Here is a 17,002-nt window from a genome sequence, read left to right as displayed (position 1 = left end):
GGTGCGGTTGCTTGTGCCTGCATGAATAGGAATTCCTCCTACTTTGAGAATAACCTGCGGTAGACCGCAATCACCTTGTCCGTCAGCTTCTTCAGCCACGCAGGGATTACGAAATATTTGTGAGCAGGCCGAGTCATCCAAAGGAGTAGTCTCCACAAAGGATACAGCAATTGTAGCACAATTCTGTAAAGGAATATAGCTACGGCAAGCAAAAAGCCCAAAATTATCACAGTTAGACGATATAAGCCAATGATCGGTTTAAAGATAACAATTTCGACAGTTTTGGCAATAAACTTATATACCGCAATGACAATTCGAATAATCAGGAGCGTCAGACGTATCGTCCAGGTGCTGAGGAAAGCGAAATAAAAGCAGATGCCGATCCCCATGCCGAGAAAAATAAAGACACGAACTTGTCCTTCATTACTGTAAATGAGCAAACGGAACACGAGGATTGTCGCCACAATCCAATACACTATATCGACGAGCGGAATCGTCCACCGCGGCAGCTTCAGCTTGCCGGACAGCACGCGGAACACATCGAACATCGCACTGATGGCGACCCCGCCGACGAACATCATGAAAATCGTATGAAACTGAACGCTCAGCGTCACTTGAATAACTTACCGAGAAACCCCTTGGATTTCTCCGTGGTGTTTCCGTCCACATAAGCTAATTCGTGAATGAATCCTTCAATGGCGACCAACCCTTGCTCCAAGCTCAAATTCTTAATGTGCAAATTCAGCCCTTTAATCATCAAGTAACCCATTTCCGTTTCAAGGAGGAACTCTTCACTGTCAAAGCTTTCTACGTTCAAAACTCCGGAGATCTCCAAGAGCTTGCGATTCAGCATTTTAATTTCCTGCCGCTTGTTCGTCGTTTTCACGGGTTCAACCATGGCCTGTACCCCTCCTTCATCTATCATTACGATATGGGAGGATGTCCGCTTTTAGAACCTAAAAATAGCCCAAGACCCCTCATCCGGGAATCTTGAGCTATATGTGCATGTTTTACTCCGACTGATAAGCTTCTTCCCCCAGCAAGGTGTACATCTTCGCCGCATCTTCCTTGCGGGTCGACTCCGATAGAAGCTCCACGCGAATCGTCACCTTTTTCTGGCCGAATTGGATAGCCAGCTCGTCGCCGACTTTCACCTGCGTGCTTGCCTTGGCGTCCCGGCCGTTAATCCAGACGCGCCCTTGATCGGACACATCCTTCGCCACGGTCCGGCGCTTAATCAGACGAGAGACTTTGAGAAACTTGTCGATCCGCATTATTTTACAGCGTCTTTAAGCTTGTTGCCCGCTTTGAAAGCTGGAACGTTGGATTCCGCGATCACGATCGGGTTGCCCGTTTGCGGGTTGCGGCCCGTACGGCCGGAACGTTTGCGAGTTTCGAAAGTTCCGAAACCGATCAATTGAACTTTATCTCCGGATGAAAGAGCGTCTGTCACTTCACCAAGGAATCCGTTAAGAACTACTTCTACGTCTTTCTTAGTCAAGCCGCTTTTTTCTGCGATGTTGTTGATCAAATCTGTTTTGTTCATGAGATAGGTTACCTCCTAAAATAGTTGAAGATCATGTCTTCTATACGACATAGGGATCTTTGAATACAGTTTCAAAGTCTCTCCGCTTGCCATATTTCCATATTCAACCTTACACCAAACTTAGTATTCTTCTTTTTTCGTCAAATTCCTTCTATGTCTAGTGAAGTTTTGTAACTTTTTTTGCTTCCTGCCAATATTTTTCCATCTCTGATAACCCAGTTTGTTCAAAAGAAAGCCCTTTTAAACGTAGCTGATCCTCAATATACGAAAATCTTTGAATAAATTTTCGATTCGTGCGCATGATAGCTTCCTCCGGATCGATTTTGAGGAATCTAGCAACATTGACCATAGAAAACAACACATCTCCCAGCTCGCCGAGACGGGCTGCGGCCGCATCTTCCGACGTATCCGCAATCGCCTCGCGCAGCTCCGCCAGCTCTTCCTCCAGCTTCTGCATCACTTCGCCGAGCTCCGGCCAATCGAAGCCGACGGTTGCCGCTTTCTTCTGCAGCTTGAGCGCCTTCATAAGTCCCGGCAGCTCCCGAGGAATGCCGTCCAGTACGGATTGCTTCGTCACGTCGATGCCTTTCTTCCGCTTCTCCTCCGCTTTCATGGCATTCCAATTCACGAGCGCCTCATCCGCATCTTCCGCTTTATTCTCCCCGAATACGTGCGGGTGGCGGCGAATCAACTTCTCATTCAGCGTAGCAATGACGTCATAGACGGTAAACGTGCCGATTTCCTCTTCCATCTGGGCGTGCAGCATCACCTGCAGCAGCAGATCTCCCAGCTCCTCGCACATATGTTCGGGGTCGTCCTCATCGATCGTTTCGAGCACCTCGTAAGCTTCTTCGATGAGGTTTTTGCGCAGGCTGGCATGCGTCTGCTCGCGATCCCACGGACAGCCTTCGGGGCTGCGCAAAATTTGCACGATTTCGTGCAAGCGGCCAAAGGTCCGGTAACGGACCTCGTCCTGCTCACTCTTCGGCACCCATACGAGCGAAAGATTGCCGTACCCCTTCACATGATCCAGCTCATGCAGCGGCACCTCGATGATTTGCTCCGCGCCGGCTACGCCCAGAGAGTGGCCCACGACCACGCGGTATTCGTCCGGGTATGATTCCATGAGCGAAATTTTGAGATCCGATGCGGTGTAGGTATCATACACTTGACCGATAATCGTATGCAGCTGAGGGTTCAACGTGTAGCGGCTAAGGCTCGTCGCATCCAGCAGTTGGAAGCCGTCGATCGGATCGAAACCGAATCTTAGGAAAGCTTGATCCAGGAAGCTCTCGCCCCCCATGATCTGCAGGGTAACGCCCTGCTCCGGACAGCGTTGTTTCAGCAACTGCACGGTATACTCCGCTACCATCGGATGACCCGGCACCGCATAGATCACCTCGCCGGTTGAGCCCATGGCGGATTGGATCAGCGCTTCGGCGATGGATTCATACACTTCTTCGAAGCTTTGGTGGGCGACATAATTCGCGTCAAAGGTTCGGTAAGGAATTCCGTTATTCTCCAGCATATGAACCATCGGATGATCTACCGTCCGGAGAAATACAACGGCTTGCGACTGCGCTGCGCTCTGCAGCTTCTTCCAAATACCCAGCGTAAGCTGGTCCTCGTCCCCCGTTCCGAGCCCGACAACAGTAATCGTAGCATGGGTTGACATATATACAACACCTCCTGAATATGTGCCTGCGAATCGTAATCATCACGCCGCGGCAACGGCCCTACCGGCCGGCCGAACGCCTAGCCGGCCCCAGCTTGTCCAGGACCGGTCCCAGCTTCCGGTCCAGCTCCGGCATCAGCCGCAGCTCCTCCCGGCTGATGCCGCCGCTGCGCAGCAGCGCCAGCCCGTAGACGGCCGCGCCGCCGGCTACCCCAACCAGAGCGATGGCGCTCGCGCTCAATCGCTCAGGGACATGCCATGCCGCCGCAGCGGGCATGGCCAGCCCTTGCAGCGCTGCAAGGACGCCTAACATCGCCGCCACGCCTATGGCGGGGGCGATGGCGTAAGGCCGCAGCGCGAAGCGCGCTCCGGTGCAGCGGCGCAGCTGCACCAGATTCAGCCCCGCTGCAGCGGCGTAAGCGACCACCGCGCTGAGCGCGGCGCCGTCGATGCCCCAGCGGGGCATGAGTGCCACGTTGCCGAGTGCTTTCAGCACGATGGCAACGAGCAGGGCCTTCGCCGGCGTATGAATGGCGCCGGCGCCCTGCAGCACGCTGGCCGAGACGGCGTTCAGCGTGCTGAATAAGGCGGTGAACGCCAAGACAGCCATCGTCAAGCTCGCCTCGCTGCTCTTGTAGAACATGACGTTGATCGGTACGGCAGTCAAGGCTAACCCGAACGAGGCGCCCAGCCCGGTCAGCCAAGAGAGCCTGACCGCCATCTCCGCCCGGAAGCGCATGACATCGAGCTGGCCTCTTGCCTTCGCATCCGCCAACGCCGGAACGAGCACGGCCGACATGGAGGACGCGATCATCACGACCAGCTGGACGAGCGGCAGTCCCCGGTTGTATAACCCGAACTGGCGCATCGCCTCCCATTCGCCGCCATACGACGCTTCCAGCAGCCGCGGCATCGTGAACGTGTCGACTAGCGTCAGCAGCGGCACGACGATAGCACCTAAGCAGACTGGAATGGCGTAAGCCGCAATCTTGACGGCCCACTGCCGGGAGGACGTCCCGTGCGCAGACTTCCCGCCTGTGTCCTCCTCTTGGCCCGAGCCAGGCCGCAGCTTCTTCGCTTTGCGCCAATAGACGTACATCACGAGCAGTCCTGCGGCTGACCCGGTGACTGAACCGAATGTCGCGCCGGCCGCAATCCATTCCTCATCGTAAGCAAGCGCAGCCAAGTATAGCAGCAGCGCAACCATCGTGATGACACGAACGAGCTGCTCCAGCACTTGTGAGACGGCGGTCGGCACCATGTTGTGATACCCCTGGAAATAACCGCGGAGCACCGCCAGCACAGGCGCCAGCAGCAAAGCGAAAGATACGCTGCGGATCGCCTTCTCCGTCTGGGCGATGCCAATCCATGCGGCTATCCGGCCCGCTCCTCCATAGAGCAGCAGGAACATAACAACACCAGACCCGAGCAGCACCGCCGCGGAGATGCGGGCGATACGCCTTGCTTCGCGATGATTGCCGTGAATGACGCTCTCCGCCACGAATTTGGAAACCGCCACCGGAAACCCTGCCGTAGCTGCGAACAAAATTAAAATATAAAGCGGATAAACCGCGTTATAAATACCGAACGCCGTATCTCCCGCTACGTTCTGCAGCGGAATCTTCTGCAGCGTGCCAAGCAGCTTGGAGAGCACGGCAGCGGCACCGAGTACGGCGGCACCTTTTAACAGCTTGGGAGCACTCTGAACATGTCCTTGTGCTTGGCTCCGACCTTGCTGATTACTTGCCTCCTGCTGGAGCTCTTCCCCCATCCCATTTCTCCTCTGCCAGAACTTGTTATCTACACGTATTATAACGAAATCCGCCATGGCAGACAAAAAAAGCTTCGCTTACAGATGATCGTCACCTCAGTAAGGAAGCCTTTGTGTTTTCGTATTCGCTATTGTTCCATCTGTTTCGCTAGAAAACCTGCTGCTGTTTCTACCATTTTCACTTCCATATTGCCCATCTTCACACTCTCGTCTTTGGAGATGAGAATGACCGCACCGATCGGATCTCCTCCTGCCACAATCGGAGCCGCTACGAAAGAAGAGAAGGTTTCACTTGCATCCTTAATAATTTCAAACTGGCCTGTGTTGCTTTCAAGAATCGGTTTACGGTTCTCCATACAGGATTCGATAATCGACCCGACAGACTTTTCTAAGAAATCCTTCTTGGACCCACCCGCCATTGCAATAATTGTGTCTCGGTCTGAAATCATAGCAACATGATTGGTACTCTCGTATAACGACTCGGCATATTCTTTGGCAAAATCGCCAAGCTCACCTATCGGCGAGTATTTCTTAAGAATCACTTCACCGTCACGATCCACGAAGATTTCCAAAGGGTCACCCTCGCGAATTCGCAATGTGCGTCGTATTTCCTTGGGAATAACTACTCTCCCTAAATCATCTATCCGACGGACAATTCCAGTTGCCTTCATACCTCTAGATGCCTCACTTTCCGCTCAAGAATTAGATACGACAGGAGCATGTTATCTTGTATGCTAGATCGGGGTTTTGGTGGGACCTTGAATTCTATCCATAGTATTCTTCACTTCCCAATCTTCTATGCAGTCGCGCCTGCTGAGGAATTTACTCTCTATGTAGCTCTGCACCCTGCTGCGATTAGGTTGTCCAAAAATAACAAATAAAAACAGGATGTCCATAATCGGACATCCTGGTAAGTTCTTACTTCGCCGCCGGGCTCGCTGCAGGACTAGCTGCAGGGCTTGCCGCAGGAGCAGGGCTCGCTTCCGGCTTAGGCAGATTATTCGTCTCAATCAAATTCGGATACTCTTTCTCCGCAAACTCAGAGAGGGATTTCTCCGCGAGCTGGGATTTGATTTGCGTCTTGAGCGTATCGTCCAGCTGCTTCGTGCTTCTGGATTCCACTTTCATCACGTGGTAACCGAAGGAGGATTCAACCGGATCAGAAATCTTGTTTAGCGGAAGTGTGCTCGCCGCTTCTTTGAATTCAGGCACCCACTGGTTGATGTCCGCATCTTTGTACGTACCGCCTTGATCTTTGGAACCCGGATCGTCAGAGTACTCTTTCGCAAGCGCCGCGAAATCGCCGCCGCCGTCCAATTTCGCTTTGACTTCTTTGGCTCTTGCCAATGCTTCGTCTTTGGTACGCAGATCTTTCTGTGTCGCCGCATCTTTCAAGGAAATCAGAATGTGGCTGACCGTCGCGATATCAAAAGCGTGCGCCGCCGCTTGCTCGTTGTAGGAGTCTTGAACCTCTTTGTCCGTCACTTTGCCTTCCATGCTGCCCATGGTATAGAAGCTCATTTTCATCAGGGATTCGATATCCTTCAGCTCGATGCCATTGTCCTTCAACTGCTTGTCCATTCCGCCTTCTTGTTTGCCGAAGTAATCCGTGATCGCCTTCATTTGCTCGGTGACTTGCTTGTCGGCATCCGCCTTCACTTTATCGTCGGCTTTCGCGGACAATACGCGGAAAGTGACCATTTGCTTCAACATATCTTGCTGGAAAGCAGGATCTGCCATGAATTGCGCCAACTGCGGGGAAAACATTTTGTTCACGTTGATGAACGAATCGAACTCGCCGCGCGTAATTTTGCCGCCTTCTTTGTAAGTGGCGATTACATCGCTCGCATTGCCTGCAGCTGTTGCAGAAGGTGAAGGAGAAGCTGCCGCTTCGCCTTCCTTCTTGCCGCAAGCGCTCAGCACCGTAAATGCAAGCAGCAATGCCACCATGCTTAATATCCATTTTTTTGAAAAAAGTCGTTTGCTAGTATGATTTGGCAACATCCTTTAATTCCCCTTTCGTTTTCAGAACATCCTTATATTGTACCAAAAATTTCTCCACCAACTCGATGGAAGCTTCTGGCTTCAACCCTTTGCAGCGAATAGCGATATGCAGCTGCGGGTCTGCATTCAGCTTGATGCGATTATCGAAGCCTTTGGTCAGATTAAGGAGCTTCTGTCCGTCCAGCCTGCCATTCTGATCGATATGCACCTTGATTAAGTAATCATCCCCTTTTTGGCTGATCGACTCAATCCGGTACTCCGAGCCGTACGCTTTCAACCGGGCTACGGACAGCAGGTTGAACACAGCCTGCGGCAGATCCCCGAAGCGGTCAACAAGCTCGTCATGCAGATCTGCGGCCTCCTCCAACGTGCGGATAGCGGCCACTTTCTTGTAGATTTCGATTTTTTGCATGCTGTCGTAGATGTAATCGGATGGCAGATACGCATCCAGTTGTATGTCGATGGAAGTGTTCCATTCCGGTTCCGGTTGGGCCGCTTCCCCATCTATTTCCAGCTTCAGCTTAGCAATTTCCTCTGCCAGCATCTGCGAATAAAGATCGAATCCGACGGAAGCAATGAAGCCGTGCTGCTCGGCACCCAGCAGATTCCCTGCGCCGCGAATCGACAAATCCCTCATCGCAATTTTAAAGCCTGAGCCAAGTTCTGTAAACTCTTTAATCGCTTGCAGACGTTTCTCCGCCACTTCGGTCAGCACTTTATCCCGCTGGTAGGTGAAGTAGGCGTAGGCTACGCGATTGGAACGGCCTACGCGCCCGCGCAGCTGGTAGAGCTGGGAGAGTCCCATTTTGTCCGCATCATGCACGATTAACGTATTCACATTCGGAATATCGACACCCGTCTCGATAATGCTCGTGCTCACAAGAACGTCGTATTCCCCATCAAGGAAGTCGAGAATCGTCTTCTCCAGCTCCTGCTCGCCCATCTGGCCGTGCGCGACGGTTACTCGGGCATCCGGTATCATCATGGAGATCTGATCGGCGATTTGCGTAATTCCCTGCACCCGGTTGTAGAGATAGTACACTTGGCCTTCACGCGCCAGCTCCCGCTCAATCGCTTCTCTAACGAGCGCCGGGCCATACTCGACCACATACGTCTGAACCGGGAAGCGGTTCTCCGGAGGCGTCTCGATAACGGATAAATCGCGAACCCCGAGCATGGACATATGCAGCGTCCGCGGAATCGGGGTAGCCGTCAACGTCAGCACGTCGACATTCGTCTTGAGACGCTTCAGCTTCTCCTTATGCGACACGCCGAAACGCTGCTCTTCATCGACAATGAGCAGACCAAGATCCTTGAACTGCACATCTTGGGAAAGCAGCCTGTGCGTACCGATGACGACGTCGACCGTCCCCTTCTTCACGCCCTTCATAACTTCCGTCTGCTCTTTCTTGGAGCGGAAACGGCTCAGCACCCGGACGTTAAACGGATAGCCGGAGAAACGCTCGCGGAAAGTCTCATAGTGCTGCTGCGCCAGAATCGTCGTCGGCACGAGTACAGCGACCTGCTTCCCGTCGATCGCCGCCTTGAAGGCCGCGCGAACGGCCACCTCGGTCTTCCCGTAGCCCACGTCGCCGCAGAGCAAGCGGTCCATCGGACGCGACTTCTCCATGTCGTTCTTAATTTCCTCGATCGCTCTCAGCTGGTCCCTTGTCTCGTCGTAAGGGAACATAGCCTCGAACTCGTTCTGATACGAGCTGTCTTTGTTGAACGCGTAGCCTGTCGTCGCCTGACGTTCGGCGTAAAGCTTGATCAACTCGTCGGCAATATCCTTCACGGACGCCCGCGCCTTGCTCTTCACTCTGGCCCAATCGGCTCCGCCAAGCTTATACACCTTCGGTTCCTTCTCTTCAGAGCCTACGTACTTCTGAATGAGATCGATCTGATCAATCGGTACGGACAGCTTATCGCCTCCGGCGTACATAATATGCAGATAGTCTTTATGAATACCGCCCACTTCGAGCGTACCAATACCGACGTATTTCCCGATGCCATGGTTCACATGAACGACGTAATCGCCGATTTTGAGCTCCTGATAGCTCTTGATCCGCTCGGCATTCTCCAGCTTCTTCTCAACCTTGCGGGCTTTCCGCTGCTTCTGCGTGAAGATTTCGCCTTCCGTAATGACGACCAGATGAATCGAAGGCAGCTCGAACCCCGTCTGCAAATTGCCGTCGACAATTTCCGGCAGCTCGATCTGGTAGTCGTTCAGAACGCGTCTCACGCGCTCAGCCCGCTCCTCGCCGCCTGCGAGCAGAATGACCTTGGAGCCGTTCTTCTTCCAGCGTTCCATCTCCGCTTTGAGCAGATTCATCTGTCCGTGGAAGTTCTGCATCGCCCGGGAGACGAAGTTCACGATATTTTGCGGCTGAATCCCCACGACCTGGCGCAGGAAGAGCGACAGGTATACCGTCGGGAACGGTCTGCGGTGCAGCAAAGTTTCGTAAGATTTGGACAGCACAAAAGCCGGCAAGCTCTTCCCCTCGGTCAGCGCATGCATCATCCACTCCGCCTCATCGCGCTCAAGCTGCTTCGCCGTTTCCAGCAAGCGGGCCGGTTCGTCGATGATCAGCACAGCATCCTTCGGCATGTAGTCCATGAGGGTCTGTCTTTCCGTATATAAAAGCGAAATATATTTATAAATGCCGGGAAACGTCTGCCCTTCGCGGAGCAGCTCAATATCGTGTCCGATCCCTTCGAGCAGCTTGTCTTTGGCCGATCGGTCGGTCATTTTGTCCAACTGGACCTGCAGCAGTTCGTAAGCGCCCTGCGCAGCCGATTGTAATCGCTTTCTATCCGCTTGAATCTCGCGGCAAGGAGGGATCGTTATGGACTGTAATTTATCTGTTGACCGTTGGTCACTCACATCGAAGGTCCGAATAGAGTCTACCTCGACGTCAAACAGTTCGATTCGAATGGCGTTCTCCGACGTCAGCGGAAACAAATCGAGAATGCCGCCCCGAACGCTCATTTCCCCTTTCGTTTCGACCCGCTCCACACGCTCGTAGCCTAATAGCGATAGGGACCCGAGAAGCTCTTCCAAGTTGACGTTATCCCCAACTTGTACGGTGATTCGCGATTCCTCGAACACTTGTTTGACCGGCAGCAGCCTTCGCACCCCAGCGAACGGCGCGATCACAATACCGCGGTAGCCGCTAGCCAGCTTAGTAAGCACATCGATGCGCTGCGCCAGCATTTCCGGACTGGAGGCCGCTTCTTCCGCCGTCAGAACCTCTTGCGACGGATACAGCAGGACGTTGTCTTCCGATAGACACTCTAGCAAATCCTCCGCTATCTTCTGAGCGGCAAACATATTATGAGTAACAATGAATAGCGGGCGCGTTAGCTCTCGCGCAAGAGTTGCGATCATCACTTGCTTGGAGGAGCCGGTAAGTCCGGCAACGAGCTGCTCTTTCATCTCGGACCTGATGCCTGACACGATCGTTTGAAAGTCGGTATCCGCAGAAAAAGCCTGAATTAAAGCTTGCAAACAAGTACACTCCTCTCACAAAAAGAAGCCTTGGCACACTTGCCTCGGCTATAAACTCTTCATCATCATTTTACTTCAGGTAGATCACTTTACTGCAAGGGACTGGCCAGCAAGGACAGCTCCGGATTCGCCTCCAGCGCCTCGCGGCAGTAGTCGCACACGACCCTGACCGTAACGTCTCCATTTGCGTTATACGATATTATATCTCTACGCTCATCGGGGGTCAAGAAATGGAAACCCAATTGCTGCTCCGTGATCGAATGTTGATTGATTTCCCCGACAAACGTGTGACAATGTCTGCAAATGTACTTAATCATATATGTATGCCTCCTTCGACAATTCAATTACATCCTAGTATGGCCATTCTCCGGAGATATTAGCCGAATGTGCCATGGACATTTTTGAATGGGACACACATACAATAAGGCAGCGCCTGACCTATTTGTTAAACTTACCCATCGTCTTCTCGAAAGGCTCGTTCATCGAGGACAGCATCGCTTCGCACGTCAAGTCCAGCACGTCCTCCAGCGACTTCATCTCATCCTTGGTGAAATTGGATAACACATAATCGGCGATATTGTAGCCGGGCGCCGGCCTGTTTACCCCTACGCGGATGCGGTTGAAGCTCTGTGTGCCGGCATGCTGAATGATGGACTTAATGCCGTTGTGGCCGCCCGCACTCCCTTGGTATCGAAGCCGGATCTGCCCGTATGGCGTATCCATATCGTCATAGATAATGACGACGTCCTCCAGCTTGATTTTGTAGAAATCCAGCACCGCTCTCATCGATTCGCCGGAGAGATTCATATACGTCATCGGCTTCAGCAGAAATACTTTCGTGCCGTTCACGTTGCCTTCCGCGAGAAGCCCTTTGCCCTTATTCTGAAACGAGCTTATCCCCATTTTCGCCGCGAAACGATCAATAGCCAGAAACCCGACATTATGCCGGTTTAATTCATATTGTTTTCCCGGGTTACCCAGTCCGATAAAACATTTCATGTTCTTCCATTTCCTCCTAGCCGTAAACTAAAAAATCCTTGGCGGATTCTGCTTTTTAAGGTTATTGTGTACCTATATGTGACTTCAATGAACCAACAAATACCTAGCTGCGGGTGATTCAGAGAATATGTATCTCAACGGACAACAACTAATCAGCGATCACCATTTCCAGGATCATATAGATGCCGGTATTCCCGTCCAAGTATACTACCAAAACTTGCATAAGGATATAGGCTATATCGAAATTTATACGGAGCATTTCGTCAAAGTCGGCAATACGTTCTATAACCGCAAAACGCACTTTATCGTCTCGCGCCCCGGTTACTGACCCTGCCTAATCCGAAGAAAAAAAGGATACCCTTCGCTTCTGCCGAGGGTACCCCTTCTTCGCCTTTATACCGGTTGTTCCTCTTTCGCTTCCTCACTAACCTCGTTCGGCTTATCTTCCTTGCCTTGAGCCGCAACGTCCTCAGGAGCCTCTTTCTGTGGCGCAAGGATGGTCAGCACCAGCTCGTTCGGATCCGATTTCACTTCAACATTCCCCGGCACCGTCAGCTCACTGACGAGCATGTTCTCTCCGATGCCGACCTTCGATATATCGACGGTGATGGAAGCCGGTATCTGGTTCGGCAGGCAGCGGATCTCCAGCTCATGCAGCTGAATCTGCAGAATGCCGCCTTCCTTCGCTCCGATCGCATCTCCCACGAAATCGAGCGTCACCACGGTTTTCACCGGCTCATCCATGTTGATTTGGTGGAAGTCCACATGAAGCAGTTCCCGGCTCAGTGGGCTGCGCTGGATCTCATTGATCATGACCGGCTGCTTGCCGCCGTCCGGCATGTCCAGATCAATGATCGCATGCGGGTTTTTCCGTAGCAGCGCCATCAGATCCTTCTGATCGACGGTGATGACCGTTGAGGCCACCTTCTTGCCGTACACGACCGCCGGCACTTTGCCCTTTACACGCAGCTGCTTGATATCGAATTTTGTAGTCTCTTTGCGGGCTTCCGCTTTCAATGACATTGCCATATGACAAAGAACCTCCTAAAAATTTTGCTCAGCACAATTACTTCCGTAAAAGACGCCAAGTGGTAACCGCTAGTTCATAGCGTACCCAACCTTAGGAGGTTCCATCCAAATTCATCCTAGCAAGGGAGATTTACCGTGCGGTTATCTCTTGCTATTCTTTCTTCGCTTTGCCGTTTTCCTTCTTCGCTTTCATCCGCGCTTTGATCTTATCCGCATAGCCCGGTTTGTTCGTCTGTCTTTCCCGTGCGATCGCCAAATCCCCGTCATTCACGGCATGCGTGATCGTAGAGCCTGCGACAACGTAGGCGCCATTGCCGATCTTCACCGGAGCGATCAAGTTCACGTTGCTGCCTACGAAGGCATCGTTGCCGATTTCCGTCAGGCTCTTGTTGAAGCCGTCGTAATTGACCGTAATCGCACCGCAGCCAATATTGACGTTCGTGCCGACCACGGCGTCACCCACATAGCTCAGATGCGATACTTTGGTCCCCTCGCCCAGGGTCGCATTCTTAATCTCGACGAAATCGCCGATCTTCACTTGCTTCCCGAGATTGGCGCCAGGCCGCAAATAAGCGAACGGGCCAACGCTGGCTTCGTTATCGACAGTAGCGCCTTGGAGTACGGACTGCTTGATCGTCACGTCATCCTTCACGACAGAGTCGATAATCTCCGTGTTCGGGCCGATCGTGCACTGCTCGCCGATAACCGTACTTCCGCGCAAAATCGTGCCCGGCAGCAGCACCGTATCCGCTCCGATCGTCACACCTTTCTCGATGTACGTATTGGACGGATCGATAATGGTGACCCCATTCAGCATGTGCTCGCGATTAATCCGGGCTTTGAACAAACGCTCCGCTTCCGCCAGGGCGACCCGGTCGTTCACGCCGATCGACTCCGCCGCATCTTCCATGCAGTAGCCTTGAACGATCTCGCCTGCGCCTGTCAGAATGCCGATGACATCCGTCAAATAATACTCGTTCTGGGCATTGTTGTTCGTAACGGAACCCAGCGCCTTGAACAGCTTGCGGTTATCGAAAATGTACGTACCCGTATTGATCTCCTGGACAGCCGCTTCCTCGCTGGTGCAATCCTTCTGCTCGACAATCCGCACCACGCGCCCGTCCTCACCTCGAATAATACGGCCGTAGCCTTGCGGCTCATCCAGCTTCGCCGTCAGAATCGTCGCCGACGCGCCGGACCGCTGATGCAGCTCGATCGTACTGCGCAGCGTCGTATCCGAGATCAGCGGCGTATCGCCGCAAATCACGACGGTCATCCCTTCCTCATCGCCAAGCTGGTCCTTGGCCTGCAGTACCGCATGACCGGTTCCGCACTGCTGCTCCTGCAGCGCATACTCGACGCGGTCGCCAAGGTAGCTCTTCACAGCTTCAGCACCGAAGCCGACGACGACCAAAGTTCTTGTTGCGTCTATTTGTTGAAGCGTATCGACAACGTGCCCTACCATTGGTTTGCCGACAACGGGATGAAGCACTTTGTACAGCTTTGATTTCATTCGTTTACCTTGCCCTGCCGCCAACACTATCGCCATAACCTTCAATGCCTATCCAACCCCTTTATTATCGTGAATGCTGTATGCCTGGATTCATGGATTTATAAGTTCATCACCTTCCAATATAGCACCAAAACCACTCAAAAGAAAAGAGAGCCCCTAAGGGCTCCCTTCATATTTTACTTTATGCACCTTCTTCAATAACTTCTTCTTCCACGGCTGCGCGGTCGTATTCAGCCAATACAGCAGCTTGAATTTTCTCGCGTGTTGTGGAAGAAATTGGATGAGCGATGTCGCGGAACTCTCCATCCGGCGTTCGTTTGCTAGGCATAGCTACGAACATCCCGTTGTTACCATCGATAACACGTATGTCGTGTACGACGAACTCGTTATCGATCGTAATCGAAGCGATCGCTTTCATCCTCCCCTCGGAGTTGACCCGGCGGAGCCTTACATCTGTAATTTGCACTTTGTGTTCACCACCTTTTTCCATCTCTGAGACTTGGGTGTAATATTCCACATCGGCGTGCAAATTCCTTCTTCTTTTTTTGAAATTTTCGATAATTTTATACAATCTTAATGTTACTGTTAATTTTCGACAGGAATCACAGCAATTAACTCAATTTCGACAAAAACATCACGAGGTAATCGAGCAACTTCGACAGTCGATCTGGCCGGCTTGTGATCGCCGAAATACGAAGCATAAATTTCATTCAGCTCTGCGAACTGGTTCATATCCTTCAGAAACACCGTCGCTTTCACGACTTGTCCGAAGGAAGAGCCGGCCGCTTCCAGCACGCCCTTCAAATTGGCGAAAACTTGATGCGCCTGCTCCTTCATTCCGCCCTGTACGATTTGTCCGCCCAAGCCGAGCGGGATTTGTCCCGAAGTGAACAGCAGGTTGCCCAGCTTAACGGCTTGCGAATAAGGTCCGATAGCAGCAGGCGCTGCCGTTGTTGAAATGAATTCCATCGCTATGCGTCTCCTTTTGTATGATCAAAATAATTTCCCGGTTCCACGGTAATCTGCTTGGTCTTCGAGTCTACGCCATATAGGCGGGCAAGCGACACGTAATCGTCAACGAGATGCTCCTCGACCTCGCAAGACTCCATGAAGACGCCGACGCCCTGCACGGAGGCTTTGAATTCGGCGAGCAAATCCATCATCCCGTGAATGGTACCCCCGACATGCATGAAATCGTCGATGATAAGCACCTTCGACTCCTCTTTCAAGGCGCGTCTGGCGAGCGACATCGTCTGGATCCGTTTGTTGGAGCCCGATACGTAGTTAATGCTCACAGCGGAGCCCTCGGTTACCCGGCTGTCCCTGCGAACGACGACAACGGGCAAATTCATATAAGTAGCCGTCGCGTAAGCGAGCGGAATGCCTTTCGTTTCTACGGTCATAATCACGTCGATATCCCGGCCTGCGAAGGCTGAAGCGAACGTTTTGCCGATTTCATTCAAATATTGGGGCTGCCCCATAATATCAGACATATACAAGTAACCGCCCGGCAGGATCCGTTCCGGTTGCTGCAGCTGCAAGCACAGCTGTTCAATGAACTTCAGCGAGGTCTCCTTAGGCACTTTGGGCGAAAACTTCACGCCGCCGGCAGCACCCGCAAGCGTTTGCAGCTCGCCGAGCCCCTCTTCCTCGAAAACTTCTTTAATAATTGCCAAATCCTCGCTGATCGAGGACTTCGCTGAGTTGTAACGCTCGGCAAAAGTCGTTAAAGGAATTAACGAATGGGGGCGAAACAACAAGTACTGCGTCATTTCTACCAGCCTAGCGCTCCTTTTCAACTTTTTCATCGCACTACCCCCCACAAAATCCGAATAATATAATGAAAATATACCACTTTTATACGTATTTATTCAAGCTTAGCATGAAAATTAACTTGACAGACACCTGACACATACGTTACATACTTAAAAATGCTATACGTTCTCCTGGGCTTGCCCTCGAATTCCTATAGCAGCAAACATAAGTAATCTTAGTAATGCCAAAATCCCTTCGGACTTCCATACGCCGCACCTTAAAAAAGAGCCCTTGCAGGGCCCTCTACACACACTTCCGTCGCTTATGTCAGCATGCGCACCGCATAGACATCCTTGCAGAAGCCGCGCAAGCCGTTATAAATCCGAGGCACCTTCGCCTCCTTGGAAACAAGTCCGAATACGGTCGGCCCGCTTCCTGACATCAAGACGCCGTCCGCTCCCAAACGCTGCATACATTCCTTGAGGTGTCTCACCTCCGGATACAAGTCCAGCGTCACTTCCTCCAGCACGTTGCCGAGGTTCGCGCAGAGCTGATCGAACTGCTTCTCCCGAATCGCCTTCAAGACGTTCTGCGTCGAAGGATGCCGCTTAATCTGGCGGGCGTTCAGCTTCCCGTAGATCTCGGATGTGGACACATTAATCGGCGGCTTGGCCAACACAACCCAGCACTGCGGCGGCGAGACGACCGGCTCCAGCTTCTCTCCCCGTCCCGTGGCAAGCGCCGTCCCTCCCGTTACACAGAAAGGCACGTCGGAGCCGAGCTCCGCGCCAAGCACCTGCAGCTCTTCCATCGGAATATTCAAATCCCACAGCCGGTTCAAGCCTCTCAGCGTCGCCGCCGCGTCGCTGCTGCCTCCTGCCAGTCCCGCAGCTACGGGGATCTTCTTGTCCAAGTGTATGTAGACGCCTTTCTTGACGTCATAACGGTCCTTGATCAGGCGCGCCGCCTGAAAGGCCAAATTCTTCTCATCTAACGGAATATAGCCCGCCTGACTGGATATAATGATCGTGTCCCGCGACATCTCCTGCATTTCGATCCGGTCAGCCAAGTCAACCATCGTCATAACCATCTCTACTTCATGATAGCCATCGGGTCTTTTATGTAAAACATCTAAGGATAAATTGATTTTAGCCGGTGCTTTTTCAAATATTTTCAACCGAATCACCTTCTTTTGCTCGTTT

The 17,002-nt window shown here is 52.4% G+C and carries 18 protein-coding genes; 1 reads left to right on the top strand and 17 read right to left on the bottom strand.

What is annotated here, in order from left to right; all coding sequences use genetic code 11:
• Window positions 1-38 precede the first annotated feature (38 nt).
• From yabQ to pth, 11 genes are all read right to left on the bottom strand, one after another.
• Window positions 39-614: a spore cortex biosynthesis protein YabQ gene (yabQ, locus tag J2X61_RS34270; protein ID WP_274473207.1), complete on the bottom strand. Its 576-nt coding sequence runs from the start codon at window positions 612-614 to the stop codon at window positions 39-41.
• Window positions 611-898, bottom strand: coding sequence for a sporulation protein YabP (yabP, locus tag J2X61_RS34265; protein WP_310194772.1), 288 nt, complete (start codon window positions 896-898; stop codon window positions 611-613). Before yabP ends, yabQ begins: the two co-directional genes overlap by 4 nt.
• 112 nt (window positions 899-1,010) lie before the next feature.
• Complete coding sequence (locus tag J2X61_RS34260; RefSeq protein WP_274473204.1) at window positions 1,011-1,274, bottom strand: RNA-binding S4 domain-containing protein; 264 nt, start codon at window positions 1,272-1,274, stop codon at window positions 1,011-1,013.
• Window positions 1,274-1,546: an HU family DNA-binding protein gene (locus J2X61_RS34255; RefSeq protein ID WP_029197991.1), complete on the bottom strand. Its 273-nt coding sequence runs from the start codon at window positions 1,544-1,546 to the stop codon at window positions 1,274-1,276. Before J2X61_RS34255 ends, J2X61_RS34260 begins: the two co-directional genes overlap by 1 nt.
• A 157-nt stretch (window positions 1,547-1,703) precedes the next feature.
• Window positions 1,704-3,221 (bottom strand): bifunctional methyltransferase/pyrophosphohydrolase YabN, encoded by a 1,518-nt coding sequence (gene yabN / locus J2X61_RS34250; RefSeq protein ID WP_310194768.1) that lies wholly within the window; start codon window positions 3,219-3,221, stop codon window positions 1,704-1,706.
• 61 nt (window positions 3,222-3,282) lie between these two features.
• Complete coding sequence (locus tag J2X61_RS34245) at window positions 3,283-4,992, bottom strand: putative polysaccharide biosynthesis protein (protein ID WP_310194765.1); 1,710 nt, start codon at window positions 4,990-4,992, stop codon at window positions 3,283-3,285.
• A gap of 128 nt (window positions 4,993-5,120) precedes the next feature.
• Complete coding sequence (gene spoVT, locus J2X61_RS34240) at window positions 5,121-5,663, bottom strand: stage V sporulation protein T (RefSeq protein ID WP_274473199.1); 543 nt, start codon at window positions 5,661-5,663, stop codon at window positions 5,121-5,123.
• A gap of 247 nt (window positions 5,664-5,910) precedes the next feature.
• Entirely contained in the window at window positions 5,911-6,942 is a 1,032-nt protein-coding gene (locus J2X61_RS34235; protein WP_310194763.1) for a peptidylprolyl isomerase, read from the bottom strand.
• Between the two features lie 34 nt (window positions 6,943-6,976).
• On the bottom strand, window positions 6,977-10,504 hold the full coding sequence (gene mfd, locus J2X61_RS34230) for a transcription-repair coupling factor (RefSeq protein WP_310194759.1): 3,528 nt from the start codon (window positions 10,502-10,504) through the stop codon (window positions 6,977-6,979).
• A gap of 89 nt (window positions 10,505-10,593) precedes the next feature.
• Complete coding sequence (gene fin / locus J2X61_RS34225) at window positions 10,594-10,821, bottom strand: anti-sigma-F factor Fin (protein WP_274473196.1); 228 nt, start codon at window positions 10,819-10,821, stop codon at window positions 10,594-10,596.
• Between the two features lie 121 nt (window positions 10,822-10,942).
• Entirely contained in the window at window positions 10,943-11,503 is a 561-nt protein-coding gene (pth, locus tag J2X61_RS34220) for an aminoacyl-tRNA hydrolase (RefSeq protein WP_274473195.1), read from the bottom strand.
• A gap of 127 nt (window positions 11,504-11,630) precedes the next feature.
• On the opposite strand from pth, the gene J2X61_RS34215 reads away from it, so the two are divergent.
• On the top strand, window positions 11,631-11,831 hold the full coding sequence (locus J2X61_RS34215; RefSeq protein WP_274473194.1) for a hypothetical protein: 201 nt from the start codon (window positions 11,631-11,633) through the stop codon (window positions 11,829-11,831).
• 65 nt (window positions 11,832-11,896) lie between these two features.
• On the opposite strand, the gene J2X61_RS34210 is transcribed toward J2X61_RS34215, so the two are convergent.
• From J2X61_RS34210 to ispE, 6 genes are all read right to left on the bottom strand, one after another.
• Window positions 11,897-12,532, bottom strand: a complete 636-nt coding sequence (locus J2X61_RS34210; RefSeq protein ID WP_310194755.1) for a 50S ribosomal protein L25 — start codon at window positions 12,530-12,532, stop codon at window positions 11,897-11,899.
• A gap of 151 nt (window positions 12,533-12,683) precedes the next feature.
• On the bottom strand, window positions 12,684-14,090 hold the full coding sequence (gene glmU, locus J2X61_RS34205) for a bifunctional UDP-N-acetylglucosamine diphosphorylase/glucosamine-1-phosphate N-acetyltransferase GlmU (protein WP_310194752.1): 1,407 nt from the start codon (window positions 14,088-14,090) through the stop codon (window positions 12,684-12,686).
• A gap of 136 nt (window positions 14,091-14,226) precedes the next feature.
• Window positions 14,227-14,511: a septation regulator SpoVG gene (spoVG, locus tag J2X61_RS34200; RefSeq protein ID WP_028557369.1), complete on the bottom strand. Its 285-nt coding sequence runs from the start codon at window positions 14,509-14,511 to the stop codon at window positions 14,227-14,229.
• Between the two features lie 119 nt (window positions 14,512-14,630).
• The gene (locus tag J2X61_RS34195) at window positions 14,631-15,014 is read right to left on the bottom strand and encodes a RidA family protein (protein ID WP_310194745.1); all 384 of its coding nucleotides are present in this window, start codon (window positions 15,012-15,014) and stop codon (window positions 14,631-14,633) included.
• A 2-nt stretch (window positions 15,015-15,016) separates the two neighbouring features.
• Window positions 15,017-15,853, bottom strand: a complete 837-nt coding sequence (purR, locus tag J2X61_RS34190; protein WP_274473188.1) for a pur operon repressor — start codon at window positions 15,851-15,853, stop codon at window positions 15,017-15,019.
• A 269-nt stretch (window positions 15,854-16,122) separates the two neighbouring features.
• Window positions 16,123-16,977 (bottom strand): 4-(cytidine 5'-diphospho)-2-C-methyl-D-erythritol kinase, encoded by an 855-nt coding sequence (gene ispE / locus J2X61_RS34185; protein WP_274473187.1) that lies wholly within the window; start codon window positions 16,975-16,977, stop codon window positions 16,123-16,125.
• Between the last annotated feature and the right edge of the window lie 25 nt (window positions 16,978-17,002).

The organism is Bacillus sp. 3255 (genome assembly GCF_031456485.1).
Lineage (GTDB): Bacteria > Bacillota > Bacilli > Paenibacillales > NBRC-103111 > Paenibacillus_E.
This window is presented reverse-complemented; position numbering and strand designations above follow the sequence as displayed.

Coding starts and splice junctions, on each gene's coding strand:
- yabN (WP_310194768.1), bottom strand. CDS start 3,221: ATGTCAACCCATGCTACGATTACTGTTGTCGGGCTCGGAACGGGGGAC.
- purR (WP_274473188.1), bottom strand. CDS start 15,853: ATGAAAAAGTTGAAAAGGAGCGCTAGGCTGGTAGAAATGACGCAGTAC.
- J2X61_RS34210 (WP_310194755.1), bottom strand. CDS start 12,532: ATGGCAATGTCATTGAAAGCGGAAGCCCGCAAAGAGACTACAAAATTC.
- fin (WP_274473196.1), bottom strand. CDS start 10,821: ATGATTAAGTACATTTGCAGACATTGTCACACGTTTGTCGGGGAAATC.
- J2X61_RS34215 (WP_274473194.1), top strand. CDS start 11,631: ATGTATCTCAACGGACAACAACTAATCAGCGATCACCATTTCCAGGAT.
- J2X61_RS34235 (WP_310194763.1), bottom strand. CDS start 6,942: ATGGTGGCATTGCTGCTTGCATTTACGGTGCTGAGCGCTTGCGGCAAG.
- pth (WP_274473195.1), bottom strand. CDS start 11,503: ATGAAATGTTTTATCGGACTGGGTAACCCGGGAAAACAATATGAATTA.
- J2X61_RS34255 (WP_029197991.1), bottom strand. CDS start 1,546: ATGAACAAAACAGATTTGATCAACAACATCGCAGAAAAAAGCGGCTTG.
- spoVT (WP_274473199.1), bottom strand. CDS start 5,663: ATGAAGGCAACTGGAATTGTCCGTCGGATAGATGATTTAGGGAGAGTA.
- J2X61_RS34260 (WP_274473204.1), bottom strand. CDS start 1,274: ATGCGGATCGACAAGTTTCTCAAAGTCTCTCGTCTGATTAAGCGCCGG.
- J2X61_RS34195 (WP_310194745.1), bottom strand. CDS start 15,014: ATGGAATTCATTTCAACAACGGCAGCGCCTGCTGCTATCGGACCTTAT.
- J2X61_RS34245 (WP_310194765.1), bottom strand. CDS start 4,992: ATGGGGGAAGAGCTCCAGCAGGAGGCAAGTAATCAGCAAGGTCGGAGC.
- yabP (WP_310194772.1), bottom strand. CDS start 898: ATGGTTGAACCCGTGAAAACGACGAACAAGCGGCAGGAAATTAAAATG.